Source organism: Asticcacaulis sp. (assembly GCF_051956075.1).
GTDB lineage: Bacteria > Pseudomonadota > Alphaproteobacteria > Caulobacterales > Caulobacteraceae > Asticcacaulis.
In genome coordinates, this window is sequence record NZ_JBQCGA010000060.1 from 139746 (window position 1) to 163397 (window position 23652).

15 protein-coding genes are annotated in these 23652 nt (G+C 63.8%); 8 read left to right on the plus strand and 7 right to left on the minus strand.

Annotated elements, in window-relative coordinates:
* Positions 1-67 precede the first annotated feature (67 nt).
* Entirely contained in the window at positions 68-3376 is a 3309-nt protein-coding gene (gene carB / locus ACTHLA_RS16005) for a carbamoyl-phosphate synthase large subunit (protein WP_440191645.1), read from the minus strand.
* 339 nt (positions 3377-3715) lie between these two features.
* Between carB and ACTHLA_RS16010 the strand changes: the two genes are divergently transcribed.
* A complete protein-coding gene (locus ACTHLA_RS16010; protein ID WP_440191648.1) occupies positions 3716-4297 on the plus strand; it encodes an NAD(P)H-dependent oxidoreductase in 582 nt (193 codons plus the stop codon).
* Between the two features lie 13 nt (positions 4298-4310).
* Here ACTHLA_RS16010 and carA read toward each other — a convergent pair whose 3' ends face one another.
* On the minus strand, positions 4311-5486 hold the full coding sequence (gene carA / locus ACTHLA_RS16015) for a glutamine-hydrolyzing carbamoyl-phosphate synthase small subunit (protein WP_440191650.1): 1176 nt from the start codon (positions 5484-5486) through the stop codon (positions 4311-4313).
* Positions 5487-5683: 197 nt separating this feature from the next.
* Here carA and ACTHLA_RS16020 point away from each other — a divergent pair, with 197 nt between their 5' ends.
* A complete protein-coding gene (locus tag ACTHLA_RS16020) occupies positions 5684-7702 on the plus strand; it encodes a M3 family metallopeptidase (RefSeq protein ID WP_440191653.1) in 2019 nt (672 codons plus the stop codon).
* Positions 7703-7898: 196 nt separating this feature from the next.
* Entirely contained in the window at positions 7899-8615 is a 717-nt protein-coding gene (locus ACTHLA_RS16025; protein WP_440191656.1) for an SURF1 family protein, read from the plus strand.
* Positions 8616-8715: 100 nt separating this feature from the next.
* Here the strand turns inward: ACTHLA_RS16025 and ACTHLA_RS16030 are convergent, their stop codons facing one another.
* Positions 8716-9744 carry a cellulase family glycosylhydrolase gene (locus tag ACTHLA_RS16030; RefSeq protein WP_440191659.1) on the minus strand — a complete coding sequence of 343 codons (1029 nt, stop codon included), beginning with the start codon at positions 9742-9744 and terminating at the stop codon, positions 8716-8718.
* 81 nt (positions 9745-9825) lie between these two features.
* Here ACTHLA_RS16030 and dnaG point away from each other — a divergent pair, with 81 nt between their 5' ends.
* From dnaG to ACTHLA_RS16055, 5 genes are all read left to right on the plus strand, one after another.
* On the plus strand, positions 9826-11709 hold the full coding sequence (dnaG, locus tag ACTHLA_RS16035) for a DNA primase (protein WP_440191662.1): 1884 nt from the start codon (positions 9826-9828) through the stop codon (positions 11707-11709).
* A 130-nt stretch (positions 11710-11839) separates the two neighbouring features.
* Complete coding sequence (gene rpoD, locus ACTHLA_RS16040; protein ID WP_440191665.1) at positions 11840-13936, plus strand: RNA polymerase sigma factor RpoD; 2097 nt, start codon at positions 11840-11842, stop codon at positions 13934-13936.
* 122 nt (positions 13937-14058) lie between these two features.
* A complete protein-coding gene (locus ACTHLA_RS16045) occupies positions 14059-17175 on the plus strand; it encodes a PAS domain S-box protein (RefSeq protein ID WP_440191668.1) in 3117 nt (1038 codons plus the stop codon).
* A 55-nt stretch (positions 17176-17230) separates the two neighbouring features.
* The gene (locus ACTHLA_RS16050; protein ID WP_440191671.1) at positions 17231-18349 is read left to right on the plus strand and encodes an N-acetyltransferase; all 1119 of its coding nucleotides are present in this window, start codon (positions 17231-17233) and stop codon (positions 18347-18349) included.
* Positions 18350-18434: 85 nt separating this feature from the next.
* Positions 18435-19286, plus strand: a complete 852-nt coding sequence (locus tag ACTHLA_RS16055; RefSeq protein ID WP_440191673.1) for a sulfite exporter TauE/SafE family protein — start codon at positions 18435-18437, stop codon at positions 19284-19286.
* Here ACTHLA_RS16055 and ACTHLA_RS16060 read toward each other — a convergent pair whose 3' ends face one another.
* From ACTHLA_RS16060 to ACTHLA_RS16075, 4 genes are all read right to left on the minus strand, one after another.
* Positions 19287-19772 (minus strand): hypothetical protein, encoded by a 486-nt coding sequence (locus tag ACTHLA_RS16060; protein WP_440191676.1) that lies wholly within the window; start codon positions 19770-19772, stop codon positions 19287-19289.
* Positions 19773-19865: 93 nt separating this feature from the next.
* Entirely contained in the window at positions 19866-20372 is a 507-nt protein-coding gene (locus ACTHLA_RS16065) for a hypothetical protein (protein WP_440191679.1), read from the minus strand.
* A 12-nt stretch (positions 20373-20384) separates the two neighbouring features.
* The gene (locus tag ACTHLA_RS16070) at positions 20385-22013 is read right to left on the minus strand and encodes an alpha-L-fucosidase (protein WP_440191682.1); all 1629 of its coding nucleotides are present in this window, start codon (positions 22011-22013) and stop codon (positions 20385-20387) included.
* Entirely contained in the window at positions 22010-23425 is a 1416-nt protein-coding gene (locus ACTHLA_RS16075) for a sialate O-acetylesterase (protein ID WP_440191685.1), read from the minus strand. Before ACTHLA_RS16075 ends, ACTHLA_RS16070 begins: the two co-directional genes overlap by 4 nt.
* Between the last annotated feature and the right edge of the window lie 227 nt (positions 23426-23652).

Sequence of the window (23652 nt, forward strand, 5' to 3'; positions counted from 1 at the left end):
ATCGCCACAAGCGGGCCCCTGTCGGGACACATCTTATTGCAGAGTTTCAGCGCGCGGTTTTCGCCCGTCAGGCATATTCCTGAATCGGACGCACATCCAGCGCTTCCTTCGAGCCCGAAGCGATGGCGCGCGCCGCCGCGACGGCGCCGGAGGCCGTGGTGTAATAGGGAATCTTCATCATCAGCGTGGTGCGGCGGATCGAGAACGAGTCGGCCAGGGACTGCTTGCCCTCGGTGGTGTTGAACACCAAGGCAACCTCGCCGTTCTTGATGGCGTCGAGAATGTTCGGACGGCCTTCCAGCACCTTCTTGACCCGCTCGACGCTCAAACCGTGTTCGGCCAGATAGTCGCAGGTGCCGCCGGTGGCGACGACCTTGAAGCCGAGATCGAGCAGGGTCTTGACCGGCTCGATGATGACCGGCTTGTCCTGATCTTTGACCGAGACGAACACCGTGCCGGAGGTCGGCAGCTTGACGCCGGAACCCAACTGGCTCTTGGCGAAGGCGCGCGAAAAGGCGTCGATCATGTCTTCGCCGTCGCGCGCCCAGTCCAGCCCCATGACCTCGCCGGTCGAGCGCATTTCCGGCCCCAGCACCGTATCGACATTGGCGAAGCGCGCGAACGGGAACACCGCTTCCTTGACCGCGACGTGGCGATAGTCGCGCGGCTTGAGGTCAAAGCCGGACAGGGGCTGGTTCGCCATCACCTTGGCGGCGATCCCGGCCAGCGGCTTGCCCAGCGTCTTGGCGACGAAGGGCACGGTGCGCGAGGCGCGCGGATTGACTTCCAGCACAAAGATCTGCGGGTCCGTGTACGGATTCAGGATCGCGTACTGCACGTTCATCAGGCCCTTGACCTTGAGCGCGCGCGCCAGTTCGACCGTCTGGCGTTCCAGCTCCTTGACCGTCTCAGGCTTGAGCGAGAACGGCGGCAGCGAACAGGCCGAGTCGCCCGAATGGACGCCCGCCTCCTCGATATGCTCCATGATGCCGGCGACGAAGACGCCGGTTTCGTCGGCCAGCGCGTCGGCGTCCACCTCAATGGCGGCGGACAGGTACTGGTCGATCAACACCGGCGAATCGCCCGACACCTGAACGGCTTCGCGGACATAGCGCGCCAGTTGTTCGTCGTCGCGGATGATCTCCATCGCGCGCCCGCCCAGCACATAGGACGGACGGATGACGATCGGATAGCCGACGCTGTGCGCGGCTTCAAAGGCTTCTTCCGGGGTGCGCGCAATCGCGTTGACCGGCTGGGTCAGGCCGATCTGCTTCAGCAATTGCTGGAAGCGTTCGCGGTCCTCGGCCAGGTCGATGGCGTCGGGCGAGGTGCCGAGGATCGGAATGCCCTCATCCTCCAGCGCCTGGGCCAGCTTCAGCGGCGTCTGACCGCCGAACTGCACGACGACGCCCTGCAACTCGCCTTTGGACATTTCGACGTGGATCAGTTCCAGCACATCCTCGGCGGTCAGCGGCTCGAAATAGAGGCGGTCGGAGGTGTCGTAATCGGTCGAGACGGTTTCGGGATTGCAGTTCACCATGATCGCCTCAAGGCCCATATCCTTGAAGGCGAAGGCGGCGTGGCAGCAGCAATAGTCGAACTCGATGCCCTGGCCGATCCGGTTCGGACCGCCGCCGAGAATGATCGCCTTCTTGCGATCCGAAGGCGCGGCTTCGCATTCGGGAACCTGACCCAGAGCGCCCGATTCGTAGGTCGAATACATGTAGGCGGTCGAGGAGGCGAATTCGGCGGCGCAGGTGTCAATGCGCTTGAACACCGGACGCACATTTTGTTTGTGTCGATAATTGCGGACTTCGGTCTCAGTAAGACCGCTTAATTGCGCGAGACGTTTGTCCGAAAAGCCCATAGCCTTAAGCTTGCGGAGGCCCGTACTTCCAAATGCTTCAATAAATTGAAGATAGCCACGATCCTTGATTTTCTCTTCTTCCGACACAATGGCTTCAATTTGCCGCAGGAACCACGGCTCGTAATGGCAGGCCGCATTGATCTCCTCGACGTTCAGGCCGTGGCGGAAGGCCTGGGCGATGACGCGCAGGCGGTCGGGCGTCGGACGGCCTAGCTCGCGGATCACGGCTTCGCGCACCGCATGGGCGTCTTCGGCCTCAACGCCCGGAATGACGATCTCATCAAAGCCCGACAGGCCGGTCTCCAGCCCGCGCAGGGCCTTCTGCACCGACTCGGCGAAGGTGCGGCCAATCGCCATGACCTCGCCGACCGACTTCATCGAGGTGCCGAGCAGTGGCTCCGAACCCGGATACTTCTCAAAGGCGAAGCGCGGAATCTTGGTGACCACATAGTCGATGCTCGGCTCGAACGAGGCGGGCGTCGTCTTGGTGATGTCGTTGGACAGCTCATCCAGCGTATAGCCGACGGCCAGCTTGGCGGCGATCTTGGCGATGGGGAAGCCCGTGGCCTTCGACGCCAGCGCCGAGCTGCGCGACACGCGCGGATTCATCTCGATCACGATCATGCGGCCATCGGCGGGATTGAGCGCGAACTGCACGTTCGAGCCGCCGGTTTCGACGCCGATCTCGCGCAGGACCGCCAGCGAGGCCGAGCGCATGATCTGATATTCCTTGTCGGTCAGGGTCAGGGCCGGAGCGACGGTGATCGAATCGCCGGTATGCACGCCCATCGGATCGACGTTTTCGATCGAGCAGACGATGATGCAGTTGTCCGCCTTGTCGCGCACCACCTCCATCTCGTACTCCTTCCAGCCGAGGATGGATTCTTCAATCAGCACCTCGGTGGTCGGCGACAGGTCGAGGCCGCGCTCGACGATCTCCTTGAATTCTTCCTGATTGAAGGCGATGCCGCCGCCGGTCCCGGCCAGTGTGAAGGACGGACGGATGACGGCGGGCAGGCCGCCAATGGTTTTCAGCGCCTTATAGGCTTCGTCCATCGAATGGGCGACGGCGGACTTGGCCGATTCCAGCCCCAGCTTGTCCATAGCGTCGCGGAACTTCTGCCGGTCCTCGGCCTTGTCGATGACCTCGGCCTTGGCGCCGATCATCTCGACGCCGTACTTTTCCAGCACGCCCATATTTTCCAGCGCCAGCGCCGTATTGAGCGCCGTCTGGCCGCCCATGGTCGGCAACAGCGCGTCGGGACGTTCTTTCGCGATGATCTTTTCGACGAATTCCGGCGTGATCGGCTCGATATAGGTGGCGTCGGCCACCTCCGGGTCGGTCATGATGGTGGCCGGATTGGAATTGACCAGAATGATGCGATAGCCTTCCTGACGCAGCGCCTTGCAGGCCTGAACGCCGGAATAATCGAACTCGCAGGCCTGTCCGATCACGATGGGGCCGGCGCCGATGATCAGGATGGATTTCAGGTCTGTGCGTTTGGGCATCTTTTTCTTCCGGTCTTTCGTTACACAAATGCGCCCCGAAACCGCATAACGGCAGGGCAGAAAAAAAGGCTCAGGCCATGTCGAGGACGTGGTCGAGTTTGCAGCGAGCCGTGCGGCTCTTTAAGTTTTCAGGCTAAGCGGTGGCTATAGGGGGTTAGGGAGGGGGATGCAAGGCGTTATTTCGGCAAATGCGCAGCAAGCGATCACAGAGTCGCGGGCTTTGTAACATATGGCGACGGGATCAAAACCGCGCCGCGCGGTAAGCGGATTTGATTGCGATCATGGTCGATGGCGTCACGGTTTGCTGTGCTGGCGCCAAGGCACAGACAGGCGATCGACATGGCGCAGCGCATACTGATCATCAACGGCAATCCGGCGCGCGAGCGCGTCAGCTTCAGCGAAGCCCTGGTCGACAGCTATCGCGAGGGCGCCGAATCGAAAGGGCGCAATGTCGAGATCCTGCATCTGGCCCGGCTGAGCTTCGATCCGATCCTGCACGAAGGCTATCATGGCGAACAGGCGAGCGAACCCGACATCGTCGCCGCGCGCGACCTGATTGCCTGGGCGGAGCATATCGTCTTCATCTATCCGATGTGGCAGTTCAACATACCGGCGCTGCTGAAGGGGTTTTGCGAGCGCGTGCTGACGCCTGGTTTCGCCTACAGTCTGGACGCCAAGAACCCCCTCGACGCCGCTCTGCTCAAGGGGCGTTCGGCGCGCATCATCCAGACTATGGGCATGCCGGGCGTGCTTTACGACACCCTGTTCGGCGCCCATGGCGGCAAGGCGTTTCAATCCCTGTTGAAATTCACCGGACTGGCGCCGGTGCGCGCCAGCTATCTCGGTCTGGTCGAGGGCGGAGACGAGGGGCGGCGGCGGCATCTGGCCCGCGTCCATGCGCTCGGCCGGACCGCCAGATGACGCCGCCGGATCGTTACGCCGTCACCTTCGCCTGACGCATGTTCTCGGCGAAGCGCGCGAACAGATAGAGCGAATCGACCGGGCCGGGCGAGGCTTCCGGGTGGTGCTGGACGCTGAACACCGGCTTACCCGCCAGCGCGATGCCGCAGTTGGAGCCGTCGAACAGGGACACATGCGTCTCGACCACGCCTTCGGGCAGGGAATCGCGATCGACCGCGAAGCCGTGATTCATCGACACGATCTCGACCTTGCCGGTGGTGACGTCCTTGACCGGATGGTTGGCGCCGTGATGGCCCTGTTCCATCTTGATCGTCTTGGCGCCGAGCGCAATGGCCAGCATCTGGTGGCCGAGGCAGATGCCGAACACCGGCACGCCAGCCGCGACCAGCTTTTTGATCTCCGGCACCGCGTAGGCGCCGGTCGCCGCCGGGTCGCCGGGGCCGTTGGACAGCAGCACGCCGTCGGGTTTCAGCGCCAGCACCTCGTCCGCCGTGGTCTTGGCCGGGACGATGCGCACCTCGGCGCCGACATCGACGAGCGCGCGCAAGATGTTCTGCTTGACGCCATAGTCGATGACCACGACCTTGAATTTACCGTCGTTGCGATGCGTGAAGCCTTCGCCCCAGCGCCACAGATCGGTGTCATAGGTCTGCGACTGGGCGGTCGTGGCCTCCACGGCCAGATCGAGGCCGTTCAGCCCCTTCCACGCCTTCGCCTTTGCGATCAGGGCCGGAAGGTCGAACTTGCCATCGGGAACGTGCGCAATAACGCCGTGCGGCATGCCGTGTTCGCGAATCTTCTTGGTCAGGCTGCGCGTGTCGATGCCGGAAATGGCGACCACGCCGCGCGACTTCATCCAGTCATCAAAGCTCATATCCGAGCGCCAGTTGGCGGGAGCGGTCGGAGCGTCGCGGAAGATCGCGCCTTTCGCCGCCCGCTTCGGGTCATTACCCAACTGCTCGACATCTTCAGAGTTGACGCCGACATTGCCGACATGCGGGAAGGTGAAGGCGACGATCTGCTCCATATAGGACGGATCGGTCAGAATCTCCTGATAGCCGGTCATGGCGGTGTTGAAGCAGACCTCGCCCAGCGCATCGCCGACCACGCCGCAGCCGAGGCCCTGATAGACCGTGCCGTCTGACAGGACCAGAACCCCTGTGCAGCCTTCGAGCAAATCAGTGGTCATGCGGGTTCATCTCCTTAAAAGGGCGTCGGGGCAGGCTTGCGGGTAAACGGCCGCACGCATAGGGACTGCGCCCTCTCAAGTCAATTGTTAATCGCGCGCCGTCGGGCGTTTACCCATCACGTCCTGTAAGCAACCACATTGCGCGATGGTTACAAATGTGACACCACTTCGTCACACCAACCAATGAGGGGCTTTTCATGACACGGTTTCAGCGTTTGCTCACCACCTCGGCGCTGGCCGCTGCGGCCTTTTCCGCCTCGCACGTCTTCGCCGCCACGGCCATCGACGCCGAGGCCGACGCCTTTCTGAAACAGTCGGTGCTGACCGCCACGGACAAGGCCGTCATCGACGCGCGCTGCCAGGCGGCGCTCGACCTTGGCGGCAAGGCCAAGACCGAGCTGGAGAGCCACACCGGCCCGGCCACGGTGGCGGGCGATTTTCAGGCCTTCGACACGCTGAGCCTGATCGTCGGCGACGCCTCGAACGAGCTTTATCTGGTCTCGGAGACCAACACATCAAAGGATGTGCGCGACGCCGCCGAGGCCTGCCTGCCGAAACTGTCCGACCTCGGCACGGCGATCTCCCTGTCGCGCCCGATCTATGATCGTCTGGCCGCGATCCCAAGCAAGGGGCTGGATACGAAGACCGCCTATATTATCGGCAAGACCCTGACCCAGTACAAACTGGCCGGGGTCGATAAGGACGACGCCACGCGCGCCAAGGTCACCGAATTGCAAAAGGCGATCACCACCACTGGCCTGCAATTCGACGCCAATATCCGCGACGATACCGGCGACATCGCGCTCAAACCTGAGGATTTGAAAGGTTTGCCGCAGGACTATATCGACGCGCACAAGCCGGGCGCCGACGGTCTGGTGCATATCACCTTCGCCTATCCCGACATCTTCCCGGTTCTCGACTTCGCCGACAGCCGCGACGTGCGCAAGAAGGTGTCGAGCGCCTTCCGCAATCGCGGCTATCCGGCCAATGAGACGACGCTGAAAACCCTGCTTCAGGAGCGCTACGATCTGGCGAAGACGCTCGGCTATAACGACTACGCCGCCCTGATCACCGCCGATAAGATGATCGGTTCCGAACAGCACGCCGCGCAGTTTCTCGACGATATGAACGCCGCCGCCGCACCGGGCGCCAAGGCCGACTACGATGAACTGCTGACTTTCGGCAAGACGGTCGATCCGTCGATCACGACCTTGCAAAGCTATGACGTCTCCTATCTGGAAAACAAGCTGCGCAAGGCGAAATACGATGTCGATGCGGCGCAGGTGCGTCAATATTTCACCCTCGCCAAATCGCGCGCGGGCATCTTCCAGCTTGTCCACGACCTGTTCGGCGCCGACATCAAACCGTGGGACGCCCCGGTCTGGGCGCCGGATGTCACCGCCTGGTCGATCTATGACGGCGACAGATTAGTCGGCCACTTCTATCTCGATCTCAGCCCGCGCGACGGCAAGTACAATCACGCCGCCCAGTTCCCGATCCGCACCGGCGTCGAGGGGCGGCAAATCCCGGTCGGCGCGCTCGTCACCAACTTCCCGGCGACGGGGCCGATGGATCATGACGACGTGACCACCTTCCTGCACGAATTCGGCCACCTGATCCACGACATGTATTCGGGCCATACCCAATATGCGTCGCAGTCGATGAACAGCCTGCAATGGGACTTCATCGAGGCGCCGTCGCAATTGCTGGAGGAATGGACCTGGGACTACGACACGCTCAAACAGTTCGCCTCCGATCCTGAGGGGCATCCGATCCCGGAAGACCTGGTCAAGCGCATGAATCAGGGCCGTCATTTCGGCGAGGCGATCCAGTGGAAGGGGCAACTGGCCTATTCGGCGGTGTCGCTCAACTTCTACAACCGCGCGCCCGATTTCGATCTGACGACCATGTATAATGACCAGATCAGCCGCTATTCGCTGTTCCCGCCCGTGCCGGACACGCACCCTTACGCCAGCTTCGGCCATCTGAACGGCTATTCGGCGATCTACTACACCTATGTCTGGTCCAAGGCGATCGCGCTCGACCTGTTCACCCAGTTCCAGAAGGACGGCATGAGAAATCCGGCGACCGCCGTGCGTTATCGCAAGCTGGTGCTGGAGCCGGGCGGCTCCGAAGACGCCAATGAACTGATCCAGAACTTCCTCGGCCGCCCGATGAGTCTGGAAGCCTTCAAGGACGAACTTCAAAAGAAATAGCCAAAAAGCGGGGCGGGCTGGTCTGCAAAGCGCCGTTTTCTGCGCTTCCGGTGCTCACGTACTCAAGTACGCTCCGCTCCGGTTCTCGAAACCGACCCTTTTCGACTCAGCCTGCCCCGCTTTTGATTGTTTTCAATTGGAACGCGTTGCGCGGCCTTTCCGGAAGGTCCATATGACCTTCCGGAAAGGAAGCCTCATGCGCCGTATCGTCCTCGGATTTTTCGTTGTCCTGTTTGTCGGCGCCTTCACGGCGCTCGGCGTCTGGCAGGTGCAGAGGCTGGCCTGGAAGACCGATCTGATCGCGCGCGTCGATGCGCGCGTCCACGCGCCCGCGGTTCCCGCACCGACGAACTGGGACGCGGTGACGCGCCAGACCGACGAATACCGCCATGTCCGCGTCAGCGGTCATTTCCTCAATGCCGACGAATCTCAGGTCTATACCTTAAGCGAACTGGGCGCCGGTTACTGGGTGATGACGCCGCTGAAGACCGATGACGGGCGCATTGTCTATATCAATCGCGGTTTCGTCACCGAGGACAAGAAGGCCCCGAAAACCCGCCCGCAGGGCCAGCTTGATGGCGAGGTCACGGTGACGGGCCTTCTGCGCATGCCGGAGGTCAAGGGCTGGCTGTTCCAGCAGCCGAACGATCCGGCGCAGGATATGTGGTATCGCCGCGACGTGCAGCAGATGGCCAATGCGCATCATCTCGGCCCGGTCGCGCCCTATTTCATCGACGCCGACGCGGGCGCGGTTCCCGGCGGCTGGCCCAAGGGCGGCCTGACCGTGATCCGCTTCCCCAACAGCCACCTGCAATATGCGATCACCTGGTTCTCTCTGGCCCTGCTGCTGGCCGGCGCGTCGATCTGGATGACCTGGTTCCGCAAACCGGAAGACGGGGAAGACAGTATTTAACCACGGAAAACACGGAAAACACGGATGGAGCAAACGCGGCGATCTGTGCCCGTTTACGGGCCAGTATCCGTGCTTTCCGTGTTTTCCGTGGTTAAATGCCTTAAAACGCAGCCTTCGCCGTCGCCCTGATCCCGTCCGGCCCGTTGATCACGTCCTGACCATGTTGTGTCAGCTCGGCCCGGCCATAGCGCTTTGACATATCCAGCACCTGCGACGGCCCGCCATTGCCTTTCCAGCTCCAGGCGATCCAGCCGATTCCCATCGCCTGCGCGCGTTGCATCATATAGAGGTGATCGACAGCCGCCCCATCCTCAACCAGTTGGCGCGAACCGAATTCGCCGAGCAGGAAGGGCAGGCCGGTGGCCTGCAAAGCCGCCAGATTGGCGTCGATCTTAACATGATCCGCCCACGGACGATTATAGGCGTGGACGCTGAAGAGCGTATTATGCAAAGGATCTGCGGCCTCCAGCGTCGCGCCGCGCCCGTCGGTGAAGCTGGCCGGGTTCTGACCGCAATCGGCCGCGTCGATCACCAGCGGCATGCGATAACCGCGCGCCCGCAAGGCAAGGATCAGTTCGCGATAGGTCGCCAGATAGTCGCGGAAACCGTTATTGGAGCTTCCCCACTCATTGGCGATGTTGAGCATCAGATAGGGCTGGTATTTGCGGTCCAGCAGCACCTGGCTCCAGCGCCCCCGCCACAGATCCTGCGCATAATGACGCAAAACGTCGCTGTCATGGCCGCAGGTCACATCCTTCTCCCACAGCATCACCATGACCGGCATTTTCAGCCGCACGGCCCGGTTCAGGGCGCGGCGCAGATCGTGCGCCGACGCATCGGCGCGCAGCTCCAGCCGGATGATATTGGCGCCCTGATCATGGATTGCGGCGAGGGCCGGATAGGCCGCTTTGGGCCGGTCGCCATATTGCAGATTGATCCCGCGCGCGATGAAGGGCTGACCGTCAGGCGTCAGCAGGGTGCCGCCCTCGACATGAAACACCGGCGAAGGCGCCTGGTCCGCGAACAGGCCGAACCGATCCCGCCACAGGCTCGCGCAGCCCGCCAGTCCCAGCAGCAGGAGATTGGCGGTCAGCAGGATAACGCTCAGGCGTGTTATGCGCAGCTTCATGCCGCGCAGACTGCCAAAAAAGCCTGAAGGAGGCTTAAACGAATCTTCGCAAACCCGCCGCGTTTCGCCTATAGTCGCGGCGTGCGTTTCGACGATCATTTCCTGGACGAACTCAAATCTCGCCTGAAGCCCTCGGAGGTGATCGGCAAGAGCGTCAAGCTGCGCCGTCAGGGGCGCGAATATGTCGGCCTGTCGCCCTTCACCAAGGAAAAGACGCCCTCCTTCTACGTCAACGACCAGAAGGGCCAGTTTTTCGATTTTTCGTCCGGCAAGAATGGCGACATCATCTCCTTCGTGCAGGAGACCGAGCGCTTAGGCTTCAATGAAGCGGTCGAAAAGCTGGCGGGCATGGCGGGCATGGCCCTGCCGGCCGTCACGCCACAGGCCATCGCCGCCGACATGAAGCGTCAGGGCTTGGGCGACTGGATGGAGCTGGCGCACGCCTGGTTCATGGCGCGGCTGCGCGACCGGACGCCCGCCGCTCAGAACGCCCGCGACTATCTGGTCAAGCGCGGCCTCAGCGACGCCGATGTGTCCGCCTTCGGGCTTGGCTATGCGCCGCGCGACCATACGGCGCTCAAGGACGCCCTGGTGCAGAAGGGCGCGAAAGTCTCCGAACTGGTCGAATGCGGCCTCCTGATTGAGGTCGAGGGTAAGGCGCCCTATGACCGCTTCCGCGACCGGCTGATCTTTCCCATCGCCGATCAGCGCGGGCGCATCGTCTCCTTCGGCGGGCGCGCGCACAGCCCGGACGAAACGGCGAAAGATCTCCCCGGCCCGGAAACGCCCCGGTTCCATAAGGGGCATATGCTGTTCGGCCTGCCCGGCGCGGTGAAACTGCTCGGCGCGGAAGAAACCGGCGCCGATCTCGTCGTGGTCGAAGGCTATATGGACGTGCTGGCCTGTCAGAGGGCGAAGGTCGCCGCCGTCGCGCCGATGGGCACCGCCCTGACCGAGGAGCAGATCGAGCTTCTGTGGCGACGCCATCACGAGCCGGTGCTGTGCTTCGACGGCGACGCGGCGGGCCAGAGGGCCGCCTATCGCGCCCTCGACCGGGCGCTGCCGAAACTGAGGCCGGGGCGCTCCTTCCGCGTCTGCCTGCTGACCGGCGTCAAAGACCCCGACGAAATCCTGCGCGAAAAGGGCGCCCTGGCCTTACGCGAAGCGTTGAAAGACACCAAGCCGTTCGTCGAGGTGCTGTTCCAGCGCGAGCTGGAGCTGGAGCCGCTCGACACCCCCGAACGCAAGGCGGGCTTCAAAAAGCGCCTGCGGCAACTGGCGGCGCAGATCGAGGACAAGGATCTGGCCGAAGCCTATCGCGAAGACCTGCTGGGCCGTTATACACAAACCGTGGCGCCGCAACGCACGGCGCCCGCCTTCACTGACGGCCCGGCGCCGCGCCGCGAATGGCGCCCCGCCTTCCGCAAGGGCGAGCCGTTTATCCCGCCGGTCCTGCCGGAATCGAAACTGGCCGCGCATAATCTTGCGACCGCGCTCGATCCGACCGCCGCCGCCCTGGCGCAGGGCCTGCTGGATCATCCCGACTGGATGGACGATCAGGTCGAGGGGCTGGAGGCCTACGGCTTCGGCGATCCGGCGCTCGACCCGCTGGCGCGCGCGCTGGTGGGCCTGAGTTTCGCGCATTCAGGGCTTGACAGAGAAACCTTGAGTCGCCATCTGCACAGGCAAGGACTTGGAGCATTACTCGGCGAGATCCAAAAGGCGGCCTTAAAATCCGGCGCGCCCTTCCTGACGGAGCCATCTCAAGCCGATGCCCACGCCCGCTGGCTACAGGCGTTCAACGCGGTTTCGCGTTTGACGGCCTTGGACCGCGCCTTGAATTCCGCCCGCGATCAGGTGGGTACGGAATTTTTTTCGCGGCTCAAGCTCGAACGCGACGGGCTGCGGCGATCCTTGCGAAGCGGACATATCTGGCAGGATTTGGATACGAAGGCATCAGGCTGATGCGTTAAGACTTTGGTAAAGTTAAGACTTCGTTGAAGAAAATCCTGAATATACACATATGCGACCTGGCGCTGTTCAAGCGGGGCGCGGAGATGACGATGAATTTGACAGCCTTTTCGAGTGTGGCAGAATGAGCACAGCGACGGAAAAACCTGAAGCCGAGACCTCGTCCGACGGGCCGTTGCTCGACCTGACCGACTCCGCCGTCAAGAAGTTCATCAAGGCCGCCAAGGCGCGCGGCTATGTGACGATGGACGAGCTGAACAAGGTTCTGCCCTCGGAAGAATTCACCTCGGAGCAGATCGAGGACACTCTGGCCATGCTCACCGAAATGGGCGTGAATGTCATCGAGTCCGAAGAAGAAGCGACCGAAGGCGGCGAGGTTGCGGTGCGTGAGGAAGCCGGGGCGGTCGCCACGACCGAAAAGACCTCGTCCTACGACCGCACCGACGATCCCGTGCGCATGTACTTACGCGAAATGGGCTCGGTCGAGCTTTTGTCGCGCGAAGGCGAAATCGCCATCGCCAAGCGCATCGAGGCCGGTCGCGACACCATGATCCGCGGCCTGTGCGAATCGGCCCTGACCTTCGAAGCCATTATGGTGTGGCGCGAGGAACTGGCCTCAGGCCGCATCCTGCTGCGCGAAATCATCGACCTGGAAGGCACCTATGGCGGCGGCCCGAACGACGGCCCGCCCTCTGGCGGCGAGGATGAAGACGAGGACGGCGCTTCCGACAGCGACGTGATCGCCGCGCCCGCGCCCCGAACCGAAAACAGGGTCGAAGTCAAGCCGGAACCCAAGCCTGAGCCCAAACCCGAACCGGTCAAGGCCGAGAAGGCCGCAGCGCCCAAGGTCAAGTCCTCCGACGACGAGGATGACGACGACTACGTCCCGATGGACGAAGAAGAGAAGAAGCCCGAACCCGAAGAAGAGGATGAGGACGACTTCGACGACGGCGCCGGACCTTCGGTGTCGGCGATGGAATCGGAGCTGCGCGAAGGCGTGATGGCGACGCTCGACGCCATTGCGGGCGAGTTCGAGACCTATCGCCGCACGCAGGAAAAGATGCTGACCGCCAAGCTGGAGGGCGCGCCTCTGGCCGCCGAAGACCGGCAGGCCTATGACGACGTCACCTCGGCGATCACCCGTCACCTCAAGACGCTCAAGCTTAACAACCAGCGCATCGAAGCCCTGGTCGAGCAGCTCTATGCGATCAACAAGCGCCTGATCGGCCTCGAAGGCCGTCTGTTGCGTCTGGCCGATTCCTACGGCATTTCGCGCACCGAATTCCTGACCGCCTATTATTCGCGCGAGCTGGACCCGGCCTGGTGCGACAAGGTGCGCGACATGGGCGTGCGCTGGCAGAAGTTCGTTGATAACGAATCCCCGGCCATCAACCGCATCCGCGGCGAGGTCACGCAACTGGCCACCGATATGGGCGTGGCGGTCGATGACTTCCGCCGCATCGTCGGCACGGTGCAGAAGGGCGAGCGCGAAGCGCGTCAGGCCAAGACCGAAATGGTCGAGGCCAACCTGCGCCTCGTCATCTCCATCGCCAAGAAATACACCAATCGCGGCCTGCAATTCCTTGATCTTATTCAGGAAGGCAATATCGGCCTGATGAAGGCGGTCGATAAGTTCGAATACCGCCGCGGCTATAAGTTCAGCACGTACGCGACCTGGTGGATCCGTCAGGCGATCACCCGCAGCATCGCCGATCAGGCAAGAACCATCCGCATCCCGGTGCATATGATCGAGACGATCAACAAGATCGTCCGCACAAGCCGCCAGATGCTGCACGAAATCGGTCGCGAGCCGACGCCGGAGGAACTGGCCGAAAAACTGGCCATGCCGCTGGAAAAGGTGCGCAAGGTTCTGAAGATCGCCAAGGAGCCGATCTCGCTCGAAACGCCGATCGGCGACGAAGAAGATTCGCACCTCGGCGACTTCATCGAGGACAAGAACGCGGTCCTGCCCATCGACGCGGCGATCCAGTCCAACCTGCGCGAAACCACCACGCGCGTGCTGGCCTCGCTGACCCCGCGCGAAGAACGCGTCCTACGTATGCGCTTCGGCATCGGCATGAACACCGATCACACGCTCGAAGAGGTCGGCCAGCAGTTCTCGGTCACGCGCGAACGCATCCGCCAGATCGAGGCCAAGGCCCTGCGCAAGCTCAAACACCCGTCGCGCAGCCGCAAGCTCAGAAGCTTCCTCGATAGTTGACCCATTAAAACCCGCCGGAACGCTCCGGCGGGTTTTTCATTATTGATCCTTTATTCCCCCGCGCCTTAGCTGAACCGTTCGTCCGCGCGACAGCGTTTCGTCGGCGGCGTAAAGGTGGGGCCATGCCGCTGGATAAGACCATAACCGCGTCGCCGGTTGATCTTTATCGTTCCGTACTCGATTCCGCTCTGGAAGGGCTGTTCGCCATTGATCGCGACGGGGTGGTGATCCTGTGCAATGCGCCGGGCGCCGTCCTGCTGGGCTTCGAGGCGGCGGACGATGTGACGGGCCAGCATATGCGCCGCCTGATGGCGCGCGAAGACTGGCGCGCCGACGACTGCGACATCCTCAAGGCCGCCGAGGGCCACGCCTGTCATCAACGGGTCGGTCGCTTCCGCCGCCGCGACGGTTCCGATCTGCTGGTCGAATACCGCGCCGCGCCGCTACGTCAGGACGGGCGCCTGATCGGCGCGACCTGCAGCTTCATCGACGTCAGCGAACGCGAGGCCAGCCGCGCTCAGGGCGAAGACGCGCGCCGCCGCGTCGATCTGGCCCTGTCGTCGGGCGCGCTGGCCGGGGTGTGGGAATGGGACTGCGAACGCCAGCTTGTGTTTGGCGATGCGCGCTATCTGCAAACGCTTGGCCTCAGCGACGCGCCCGATGCGGCGAAAGGGTTGAGCATGGAGCAGGTCATGGCGGCGATCCATCCAGACGATCGCGACCGCATCGCTCAGGCCGTCGCGCGCGATCTGCACGGGGACGGGCCATGCCGCACCGAATATCGCATCCTTCGCCCGGATGGCGGCTGGCGCTGGGTCGAGTCCAGCGGCGTCATCAGCCGTGATCATGAGGGTCAGCCGCAGCGCTTTTCCGGCATATTGATCGACACCCATGAGCGCCGTCAGGCCGAACAGGCGCTCAGCGAAGCGCATAATCAACTCCGTCTGGCGCAGCGCGCGGGCGGCGTGGTCGGCATGTGGGTCTGGGACTTGCCGCGTCAGTTGGTGACCGGCGATGACGGCTTCGCCCATGCCTTCGGGATTGCGCCGGAGGCGGCGAAAGCGGGCGTGCCTTTCGCCGATATGGCCCCGGCCGTCCATCCTGACGATCTGCCGCGTCTCGAAACGGCGGTGCAGAAGGCGCTTCAGGGCGAGCTGTGCCAGATCGCCTACCGGGTGCGCGACGGCGACGACTGGCGCTGGATCGACTGCACCGGCAAGGCCGGGATGGACGAAAACGGCGCGCCGGTCAGCCTGAGCGGCGTCATGGTCGATATCGACGCGCGCCGCCGCATCGAACGCGCGCTCAATGAAAGCCACCAGCATCTGCGCATGGCGCAGGCGGCGGGCGGCATCGGCATTTTCGTCGTCGCCACCGGCGGCGAGGACATGCAGGTGTCGGACGAATTCTGCCGCCTGTTCGGCCTGCCGCCGACCGACCGCCTACCAGTCGATACGGTCAAGGCGCTGGTCCTGCCAGAGGACGGAACAGCCCGCTCGACGCGCGCGAACCGCGCCGACGGCACAACGCCCCTGGAGACCGAATACCGCATCCGTCGCGCCGATACGGGCGAGGTGCGCTGGATTTACCGGCGCGGCGAATTCGTGCGCGACGAAAACGGCGCGCCCCTGCATATGCTCGGCATCGTGCAGGACATTACCGAGCGCAAGCTGGCGGCGCTGCGGCTCAAGGAGAGCCAGGACTATTTTACCCTGATGCTGGACAGCGTGCAGGACCACGCCATCATCACGCTCGACGAGGGCGGACGCATCGTCCTGTGGAACCCCGGCGCGCAGGCGATTTTCGGTTATAAGGCCGCCGAGGCGGTCGGGCAGGGGATCGAGCTGATCTTCACCGACGAGGACCGCGCCGCCGACGCGCCGCGCACGGAGCTGGCCGCCGCCGCCGTGCATGGCCGCACCCATGACGAGCGCTGGCACCAACGCCGCAATGGCGAGCGCTTTTACACCTCCGGCTCGATGACGGCGATGCGCGACGGCGAAGGCCGCGTCTGCGGCTTTATCAAGATCGCCCGCGACATGACCGAGCAGCAGAGGGCGCAGCAGGCCCTGATGGAGGCGCGCAACGCCGCCGAGGCGGCCAGTCTGGCCAAGAGCGAGTTCCTCGCCAATATGAGCCACGAAATCCGCACGCCGATGAACGCCATTATCGGCCTGTCGGCGCTGCTGGCCAAGAGCCAGCCCCTGACCCAGCGGCAGGACGCTTTTATCCACACGCTTCAAACCAGCGCCGATACGCTGCTGGCCCTGATCAACGATCTGCTCGACATCGCCCGCATCGAGGCGCGCTCCATAGAACTGGAGCATATCCCCTTCACCTTCAGCCGTCTGGGGCAGGAGATCGGCGACATGCTGGGCGTGCTGGCGCGCGACAAGGGGCTTGCCTTGCGCATCGACGACAGCGCCGTGGCGGGCCGCGCCTATCTCGGCGATCCGACGCGCCTGCGCCAGATCGTGATGAATCTCGGCGCCAATGCGGTCAAATTCACCGAAAGCGGCGAGGTCGAGATCGTCTTCTTGCGCGAAGCGCTGGCGGAGGACCGCGACCTTGTGCGTATCCGGGTGCGCGACACCGGCGTCGGCATTGCGCCGGACAAGATCGAGACGATTTTCCAGAAGTTCGCCCAGGCCGATTCCTCCATCAACCGCAAATATGGCGGCGCCGGTCTGGGCTTAGCCATCACCCGCACCCTGTGCGACATCATGGGCGGCGACATCAGCGTCACGAGCCGCGTCGGCGAAGGCTCGGTGTTCGAGGCGACCGCGCCGTTCGACCTCGCCGAAGCGAAAACCGTCGCCGCCGCCGATCTGTCGCTGGCGGCGCGCGCCGAGCAGCGCGTCGCGGTCAGCGTTCAGCCCTGCGTCCTGCTGGTCGAGGATCACGAGCCGAATGTGGTGGTCGCCTCGGCCTTTCTCGAAGAGTTCGGTTACGCCGTCGATCTGGCCGCCAGCGGCCGCGAAGCCTATGAACGGCTGGCGGACAAGGTTTACGCCGCCGTGCTGATGGATGTGCAGATGCACGACGTCAACGGTCTGGACGCCACGCGCATGATCCGCGAACGCGAGGCGCGCGAAGGGCGTCCGCGCGCGCGCATTATCGGCATGACCGCCCATGCTCTGGCTGGCGACCGCGAGCGCTGTCTGGAGGCGGGCATGGACGATTACATCTCCAAGCCCTTCCGGCCTGAAATGCTGAAAATAAAGCTGATGGACGCCTAATGCAATTTTAAGTTGTGGCGCATAAATTGCACGCTGACGCAGCAGCGGAGGCGGTATGCAATTACGGGACATCAGGCGGGATGATTATGCGGGCGTCAACGCTCTGTGGGAGTCCGTCTGGTGGCCGACGCGCAGCCGCGCCGGTTGGGACTGGCTGGCGCAAAATCCGGCGACGCAGGCGACGAAAGCGCCGCTTGGCTGGGTGATCGAGGAGGATGACGGCGCGCTGGCCGCGGTTCTGGGCGCCCTGCCGACGCGGTTCTGGCGCGGCGAGGACAGCGTCTATGGCCTTTCCGGTCATTCGCTGGTCGTCACGCCGCGTCGGCGCGGCGCCAGCCGTCATCTGATCGAACGCATCATCGCCCAGCCGGGTTTCGCGCTGTGCTACACGTTGAACGCCAATGTGCTGTCGCACCGTCTTTACGGGCGCTTCGGCTTCGTGACGCCGCCCGGCGCGGTGGCGGACCGTAAGCTGAGCTGGGTGCTCGACCCCTTGGCCTGTCTGGCGGCGCGCGGTCTGCGCAGCGCGCTGGAATCGCGTCCTGGACTGGCGCGGCGCTTGGGCGAGCCTTTGCAGCCGGGACGGCGTTTCTGGCGCGCCTCGTCGCTACGCCTGCCCGAGGAGATCGTCGAAATCCGCCCCGATGCGCTTACCGATACGGTGGCCGCCGCGCTCTACGCCGACTTCTGGTCGCGCCTGCGCGGCGAAGGCGACTGGCTGGCGGACCGCAGCCCGCAGACGCTTGGCTGGCGCTGCGCCGACCCGGACCTGACCGCGCCGCCGCTGCTGCTGGCCTATGTGCGGGACGGCGAGATGCTGGCCATGGCCAGCGCCATGTTCGCCAAGGAAAATCCGATCGAACCGCTGGTGCTGGAAGTGATCGACCTGCAGGCGCTGGCCTGCGCGCCGCAGGCGATCGAACGGCTGATGGACGCCCTGCTGGCGGCGGCGCGTCAGCGCGGCGCCGCCAAGCTGCGCCTGTCCATGTACGGCCCGGACCTGTTCGCGCGCCTTGGCCGCCATGCGGCGACCGCGCGCGTCGAGGGCGGCTGGCCGCACGCGCACGTGCGCGCCCTGGGCGCGACGCCGCAGGGCTGGTCGCCGACCCCGTTCGACGGCGATCTGTTTATGAGCCTGCGATCGCCGCCGCTTGCGCTGCGTCAATCCGCCTAACCGGTTTCGTGAATTAAATTCATTTGTCTTACCGGCGCGCCGCCGTAAAGTAAGCTTCCAAAAGCAACGGGATATACGCGGCCATATGACGCATATCGATCTGTCGGCCAATTTCGCCTTTCTGGCGGGGCTGCATATCCATCCGCTCTACGCTCTGTCGGGTCTGTTGGTCGGCGCTCTGGTCGGCCTGACCGGCGTGGGCGGCGGATCGCTGATGACGCCGATTCTGGTGCTGCTGTTCGGCGTGCATCCAGCCACGGCGGTCGGCACGGACCTTCTGTACGCGGCCATCACCAAGGGCGTCGGCACGGCCATTCACGGCACGCGCCGCACCGTGGACTGGCGGCTGGTCGGCCTGCTGGCGATCGGCTCGATCCCGGCCACGCTCCTGACCCTGTTCGGCATTGAGCATTGCGGCAAGAGCGCCGCCATGTCGTCCCTGATCACCCACGTCCTCGGCTACGCCCTGTTCCTGACGGCGATTATGCTGCTGCTGCGCGGTCGCATCCGCCGCTACGCCGAGCGCCAGCAGGCCGAAGCCCTGGCGGCGGGCGCCGATGAGACCAAGCTGCACATGCGTCGCATCGCCCTGACCATCGTGGTCGGTCTGGTGCTGGGTTTTCTGGTGTCGCTGTCCTCAGTCGGCGCGGGCGCCCTGGGCGTGACGGCGTTGATCCTGCTCTATCCGCAACTGCCGACCGTGCGCATTGTCGGCTCCGACATCGCTCACGCCGTACCGCTGACCTTTCTGGCCGGGGCCGGTTATTTCTTCCTCGGCAAGGTCGATGTTTCGATGTTGCTCTCGCTGCTGATCGGCTCGATTCCCGGCATTATCGCGGCCAGCCTGCTGGCGCCGCGCCTGCCGGAAAAGGCGCTGCGCGTCATGCTGGCGGCGGTTCTGGCCCTGGTCGGGTTTAAGCTGGTGACGGCGAGCTGATTACTTCGCTACGTCGCAGGCGATGGCGACCGGCTTGGCCTTGGCCGCGCTGACCGGTCCGTTGAAAATGCTGCAATCCAGCACATTGGCGACCCCGGCGGTCGGATCGAGATAGGCGCGCACCGTCACGGCGGTCGAGTCGGCCTTGATCTTGTCCATCATAGCCGGGTCGATAACGTCGCCCTTGATCGTCACCGTCTGGTCAGAGCCGTCGATGCTGGCGAAGGCTTCGCCGAGATTGATATGGCCGTCTTCGTCGGCCTTGCCCGCCGTCGCTTCGGTCGGCAGACCATAAAAGTAAGCGTCCACCACGGCCTTCTTGCCCAGCTCTTTCAGCTTGGCGCTGGCGGCGGGCGTGAAGCTGACCGCGACGTCGAAGCCGTTGGCCGACGCCTTGGGCTGGCCGCACTGCGTCAGCAGCAGGCCGGTCGCAATGGCGGCGCCAGCGGCGATGGCGGCTTTGACGAGGGTGGCGGCGCGGGGCATGATGGCGTTCATGGTGTCGAAAAATCTCAGGTTTTCAGCAAAGCGCTGTCATAAATCATTCGCATGGCGAAAACCAGCCCCGTCGCATGACGATTATTTCACGTCGCAGACCAGCGTGATCTGACGGCTCTGCGCCGTGGCGACATAGTCCTGAAAACCGGTGCAATCCAGATCGTCACGCGGCGCCGCCACCTTGAGCTGCGCCAGAACCTTGCCCCCGGCGACGCCGCTGAGCGCATCGGCGGGCGCGTCGGCCAGATCGAGCGCAAGCTGGGCTGAGGCCGGATAGGTGACGCCATTGAGCGTCACCGGCGCAGGCGCCACTACCGGCGATGCGTGCGCAACGCCCAGCGCAATCACGCCGTTGCGGTCGGCCTGCGCTTGCGTCGCCGCCGTCGGCAGGCCGTAATAGCGCGCGTTCACCGTCAGGGTCTCTGGCCGCGCCTTCAGTCGCGCCGCCGCCTTTTCCGTCAGAACAAGCCGCGCCGTGAATCTGTAGGGCGGCGGCGGCGCGGATGGCGATGGCGTCTGAGTCGGCGACTTCTGGCAGGCCGCCAGCGCCAGAACGGCCAAAATCCCGCAAACCCGCCGCGTCTTCATACCAAACCCCCTTTAAACCAGTCCCTGCCCCATAATCTTCAGCGCTGGCGTAAAGGCCGGACGCGCACCGGGCAGTTTAACCGTTAATCCGCCCAAACCTAACTCGAAATCGAGCGGCTGGCCATGCCCCAGCAGTTCGACGCGCTCGACCTTGCCCTTGCGCTGCGCAGATCCGGCCTGCATCGACGTGATGACGACAAAGCCGCTATCCGGCCAATCCTGCGCAATGGCGTACAGCGCGCCGTCCTTGGTCGTAAAACGTATGTCTTCATAGCTGAACGGCTTGGCCTCGCCCTCATTCATCGCCCCTGTCGGCGCCTTGAACGGGCCTTCGCCATAGATGTCCCAGGGGCGGGTGGCGAAGATCGCCTCGCCATTGACCGCCATCCAGTCGGCGATCTCCTCGACGATCTTTTCTTCCTTCTCGTCGATCGAACCATTGCCGCGCACCGGGATCGACAAAAGCAGGTTGCCGTTCTTCGACACCACGTCGCACAGCCTCTGGATCACGTCCTTGGCGCTCTTGTAGCCGTTGCGCTCATAGAGCGGGCGGTCGTAATGCCAGTTGCCGATGCAGGTGTCGGTCTGCCACGGGATCGGGCGCAAGCTGTCGGAATAGCCGCGTTCGACATCCTCGGTGATGGCGCGCCTTTGCAGATCGCTGAGCTTCTTGCCCGTCGCGACGACGTCCAGCTTGCCATGCCATTTGAGGCTCTGATTGTAATAATAGGCGGTGGCGTCGAGGCCCGCCTGCTCCAGCGGCAGGGCGGTGTCGTCATAATAGACGAGATCGGGCTGATACTTGTCGATCAGGTCGTTCGAGCGCGCCAGCCACTTCTTGACGTAATAGGGATCGTTCGGCGGAACCGTCTCCAGCCATTGCCCGGAATGCGCGTCCGTATAGGCGTTCATCGCCTTGATCGCATCAATGCCGTCGGGCGCAACCATATCGCCATGCGGGCCGGTATAGAGTTCCTGCGGATCGTAGCCGTCCCACCACTGGCCCTTGCCGTCCTCTTTTTTCAGCCGATATGCGTCATAGCGCAGGCCGCGCACCGGACCTTCGGGGTCATAGCCATAGGCGGTCTGCCACCAGTGCCAGGCGTGCGCCATATGGTTGGAGACGCCGAAACGCAGCCCCTGATCGCGCGCGGCCTTCGCCCAGCCCGCCATGGTGTCCGTCTTCGGCCCCAGCTTCGTGACGTTCCAGGCCTGATATTTGGAATCGAACATGTCGAAATTGTCGTGATGCCCGGCCAGGGCGACGAAATATTTGGCGCCCGCCTTCTTATACAGGCTGACCAGACGCTCCGGCTCCCACTGGTCGATTTTCCAGTCCTTGAGGAACTGCATGAAGCCGACCTGCGCCGGATGGCCATAGGTCTTGACATGGTGGTCGTAAACCCGGTTGCCCTGCTGGTACATCTGCCGCCCGTACCAGTCGCCCCATTCGGGAATGCACTGCGGCCCCCAATGCGCCCAGATTCCGAACTTGGCGTCGCGGAACCAGTCCGGCGTCTGATAACCGTCAGCCAGTGAGTCCCATGTCCCGGTAAAGCGCGTTCCCCTGGCCTGGACGGCGCCCGCCATCAGGCCTCCGGCCGCCGTTGCGCCGATCAGTCCCCGCCGCGTCAGTCTCATTGTGAAATCTCCATCTCGAACGGAACAGCGGGTAAATCGTCGCCGCCGTAAAGGTTGACCAGCGGCGCGTCGGCCCAGGCGTAGCGCACCTTGGCGGCGTCGGGCGTATTGGCGCCGCTCAGAACGACATCGTCGCCGCGCGGCGTCGCCGTGACATAATGGCAGGCGTCCGCAGCGTCGCACGCCTCAAAGCCCAAAGCCGTCGCGCCGCTATAGGCGACCAGCCCGCCCTGCGCGTTCTTGAAATGCACGATCAGGTCCGCGCCCGCGCGCGTCACCGAGACGGGCTCCGGTCCGCCGGACGAGACATCGGCGCCATAGACCCGACTCTGCGCCGCCCGCGCCAGCCTTTGCCCGATCACCTTCTTTTCGGTCGGATGGATGTCGGTGCGATCGCCGAAATCGAGGCTGACGACCAGGGCGGCGTGCGGATCGGCCTCGGCGGCGCGGCGCTGCGCCTCGCGTATCTCGGCCCAGTTTGAGGCGCCGGGCTTGATCTGCGGCGCGCCGAAGGCCGACAATTGCACGATCATAAAGGGCAGGTCCGGCTGTTTGAACGCGCCGCGCCAGTCCGCGATCAGGGTCGGCAGCAATTGCGCATAGTCGCCGGGCTTATCTGTATTCGACTCGCCCTGATACCAGGCGACGGCGCGGATCGTATAGGGCGTCAGCGGCGCGATCATGGCGTTATAGAGCGAGGACAGGTCGTGCGGCGCCCACTGGGTCGGCTCGATATGGCCCTGATAGTCGATGCGTTTCAGCGCCTCGGCGCTGATCCAGGCCTGAGCCGTGGTGCCGCCCCAGTAGGAATCGATAAAGCCGACCGCGACGCCCTGTTCCTTCTGGATCGCCTGACTCATATAATAACAGACCGCCGAAGCGTCGCCGGACGTCTCCGGTCCGGCGACCTTCCAGCTTGCGGGCTTCATCAACCGGGCCTGCGGCGTCAGGGCGCTCGCCGTGTCGATATTCATGAAACGCAGATTCGCATTGGTCGGGACATAGATCTCGCCCCAGGCATTGGTCGCGTCCTTGACCGGAAACTGCATGTTCGACTGGCCGCCGCACAGATAGACATCGCCGAGCATGACATCGTTCAGCGTCGTCGTTCCGTCGGCGTCGCTGGCGGTCAGGCTGTAGGGGCCGCCGGCGGGCTGCGCGGGCAGGTCCGCCGCCCAATCGCCTTGCGCATCGGCTCTGGCCGTCGCGCTGGCGCCGCCCAGGGTCAGTTTGATCTCGGCGTCCGGCGCCGCCTGACCCCAGACATGCGCGGGGCGGTCGCGCTGCAACACGGCGTGGTCGCCAAAGGGCGCGGCGAAGACGGGAGGGGCGGGGCTTTGCGCCAGGGCCCAGTCGGGCGCGAAACCCAGCCCGATCAGGGCGGATGCGAAAAGTACGGAACGCGGCGTCATGGTCTGTCTGTCTCCTTCCCGGCGGTTTACGGCCCGACGGCTTCCGGCCCGGCGGCTTCCGGCGAATCGCTGAAATGGCGCCAAAACGCCCTGTTCGGCGTCCTTCTTATATTTGTTTTCTTTAATACGCCGCGCATATAGCCCGGCGGCGCGGCCCTCATAACTGCCCAGTCTGCGAGGATTATCAAGTGTTTTCTGTAGCTGGCCGCGTTGGCGGGTTTTTACAA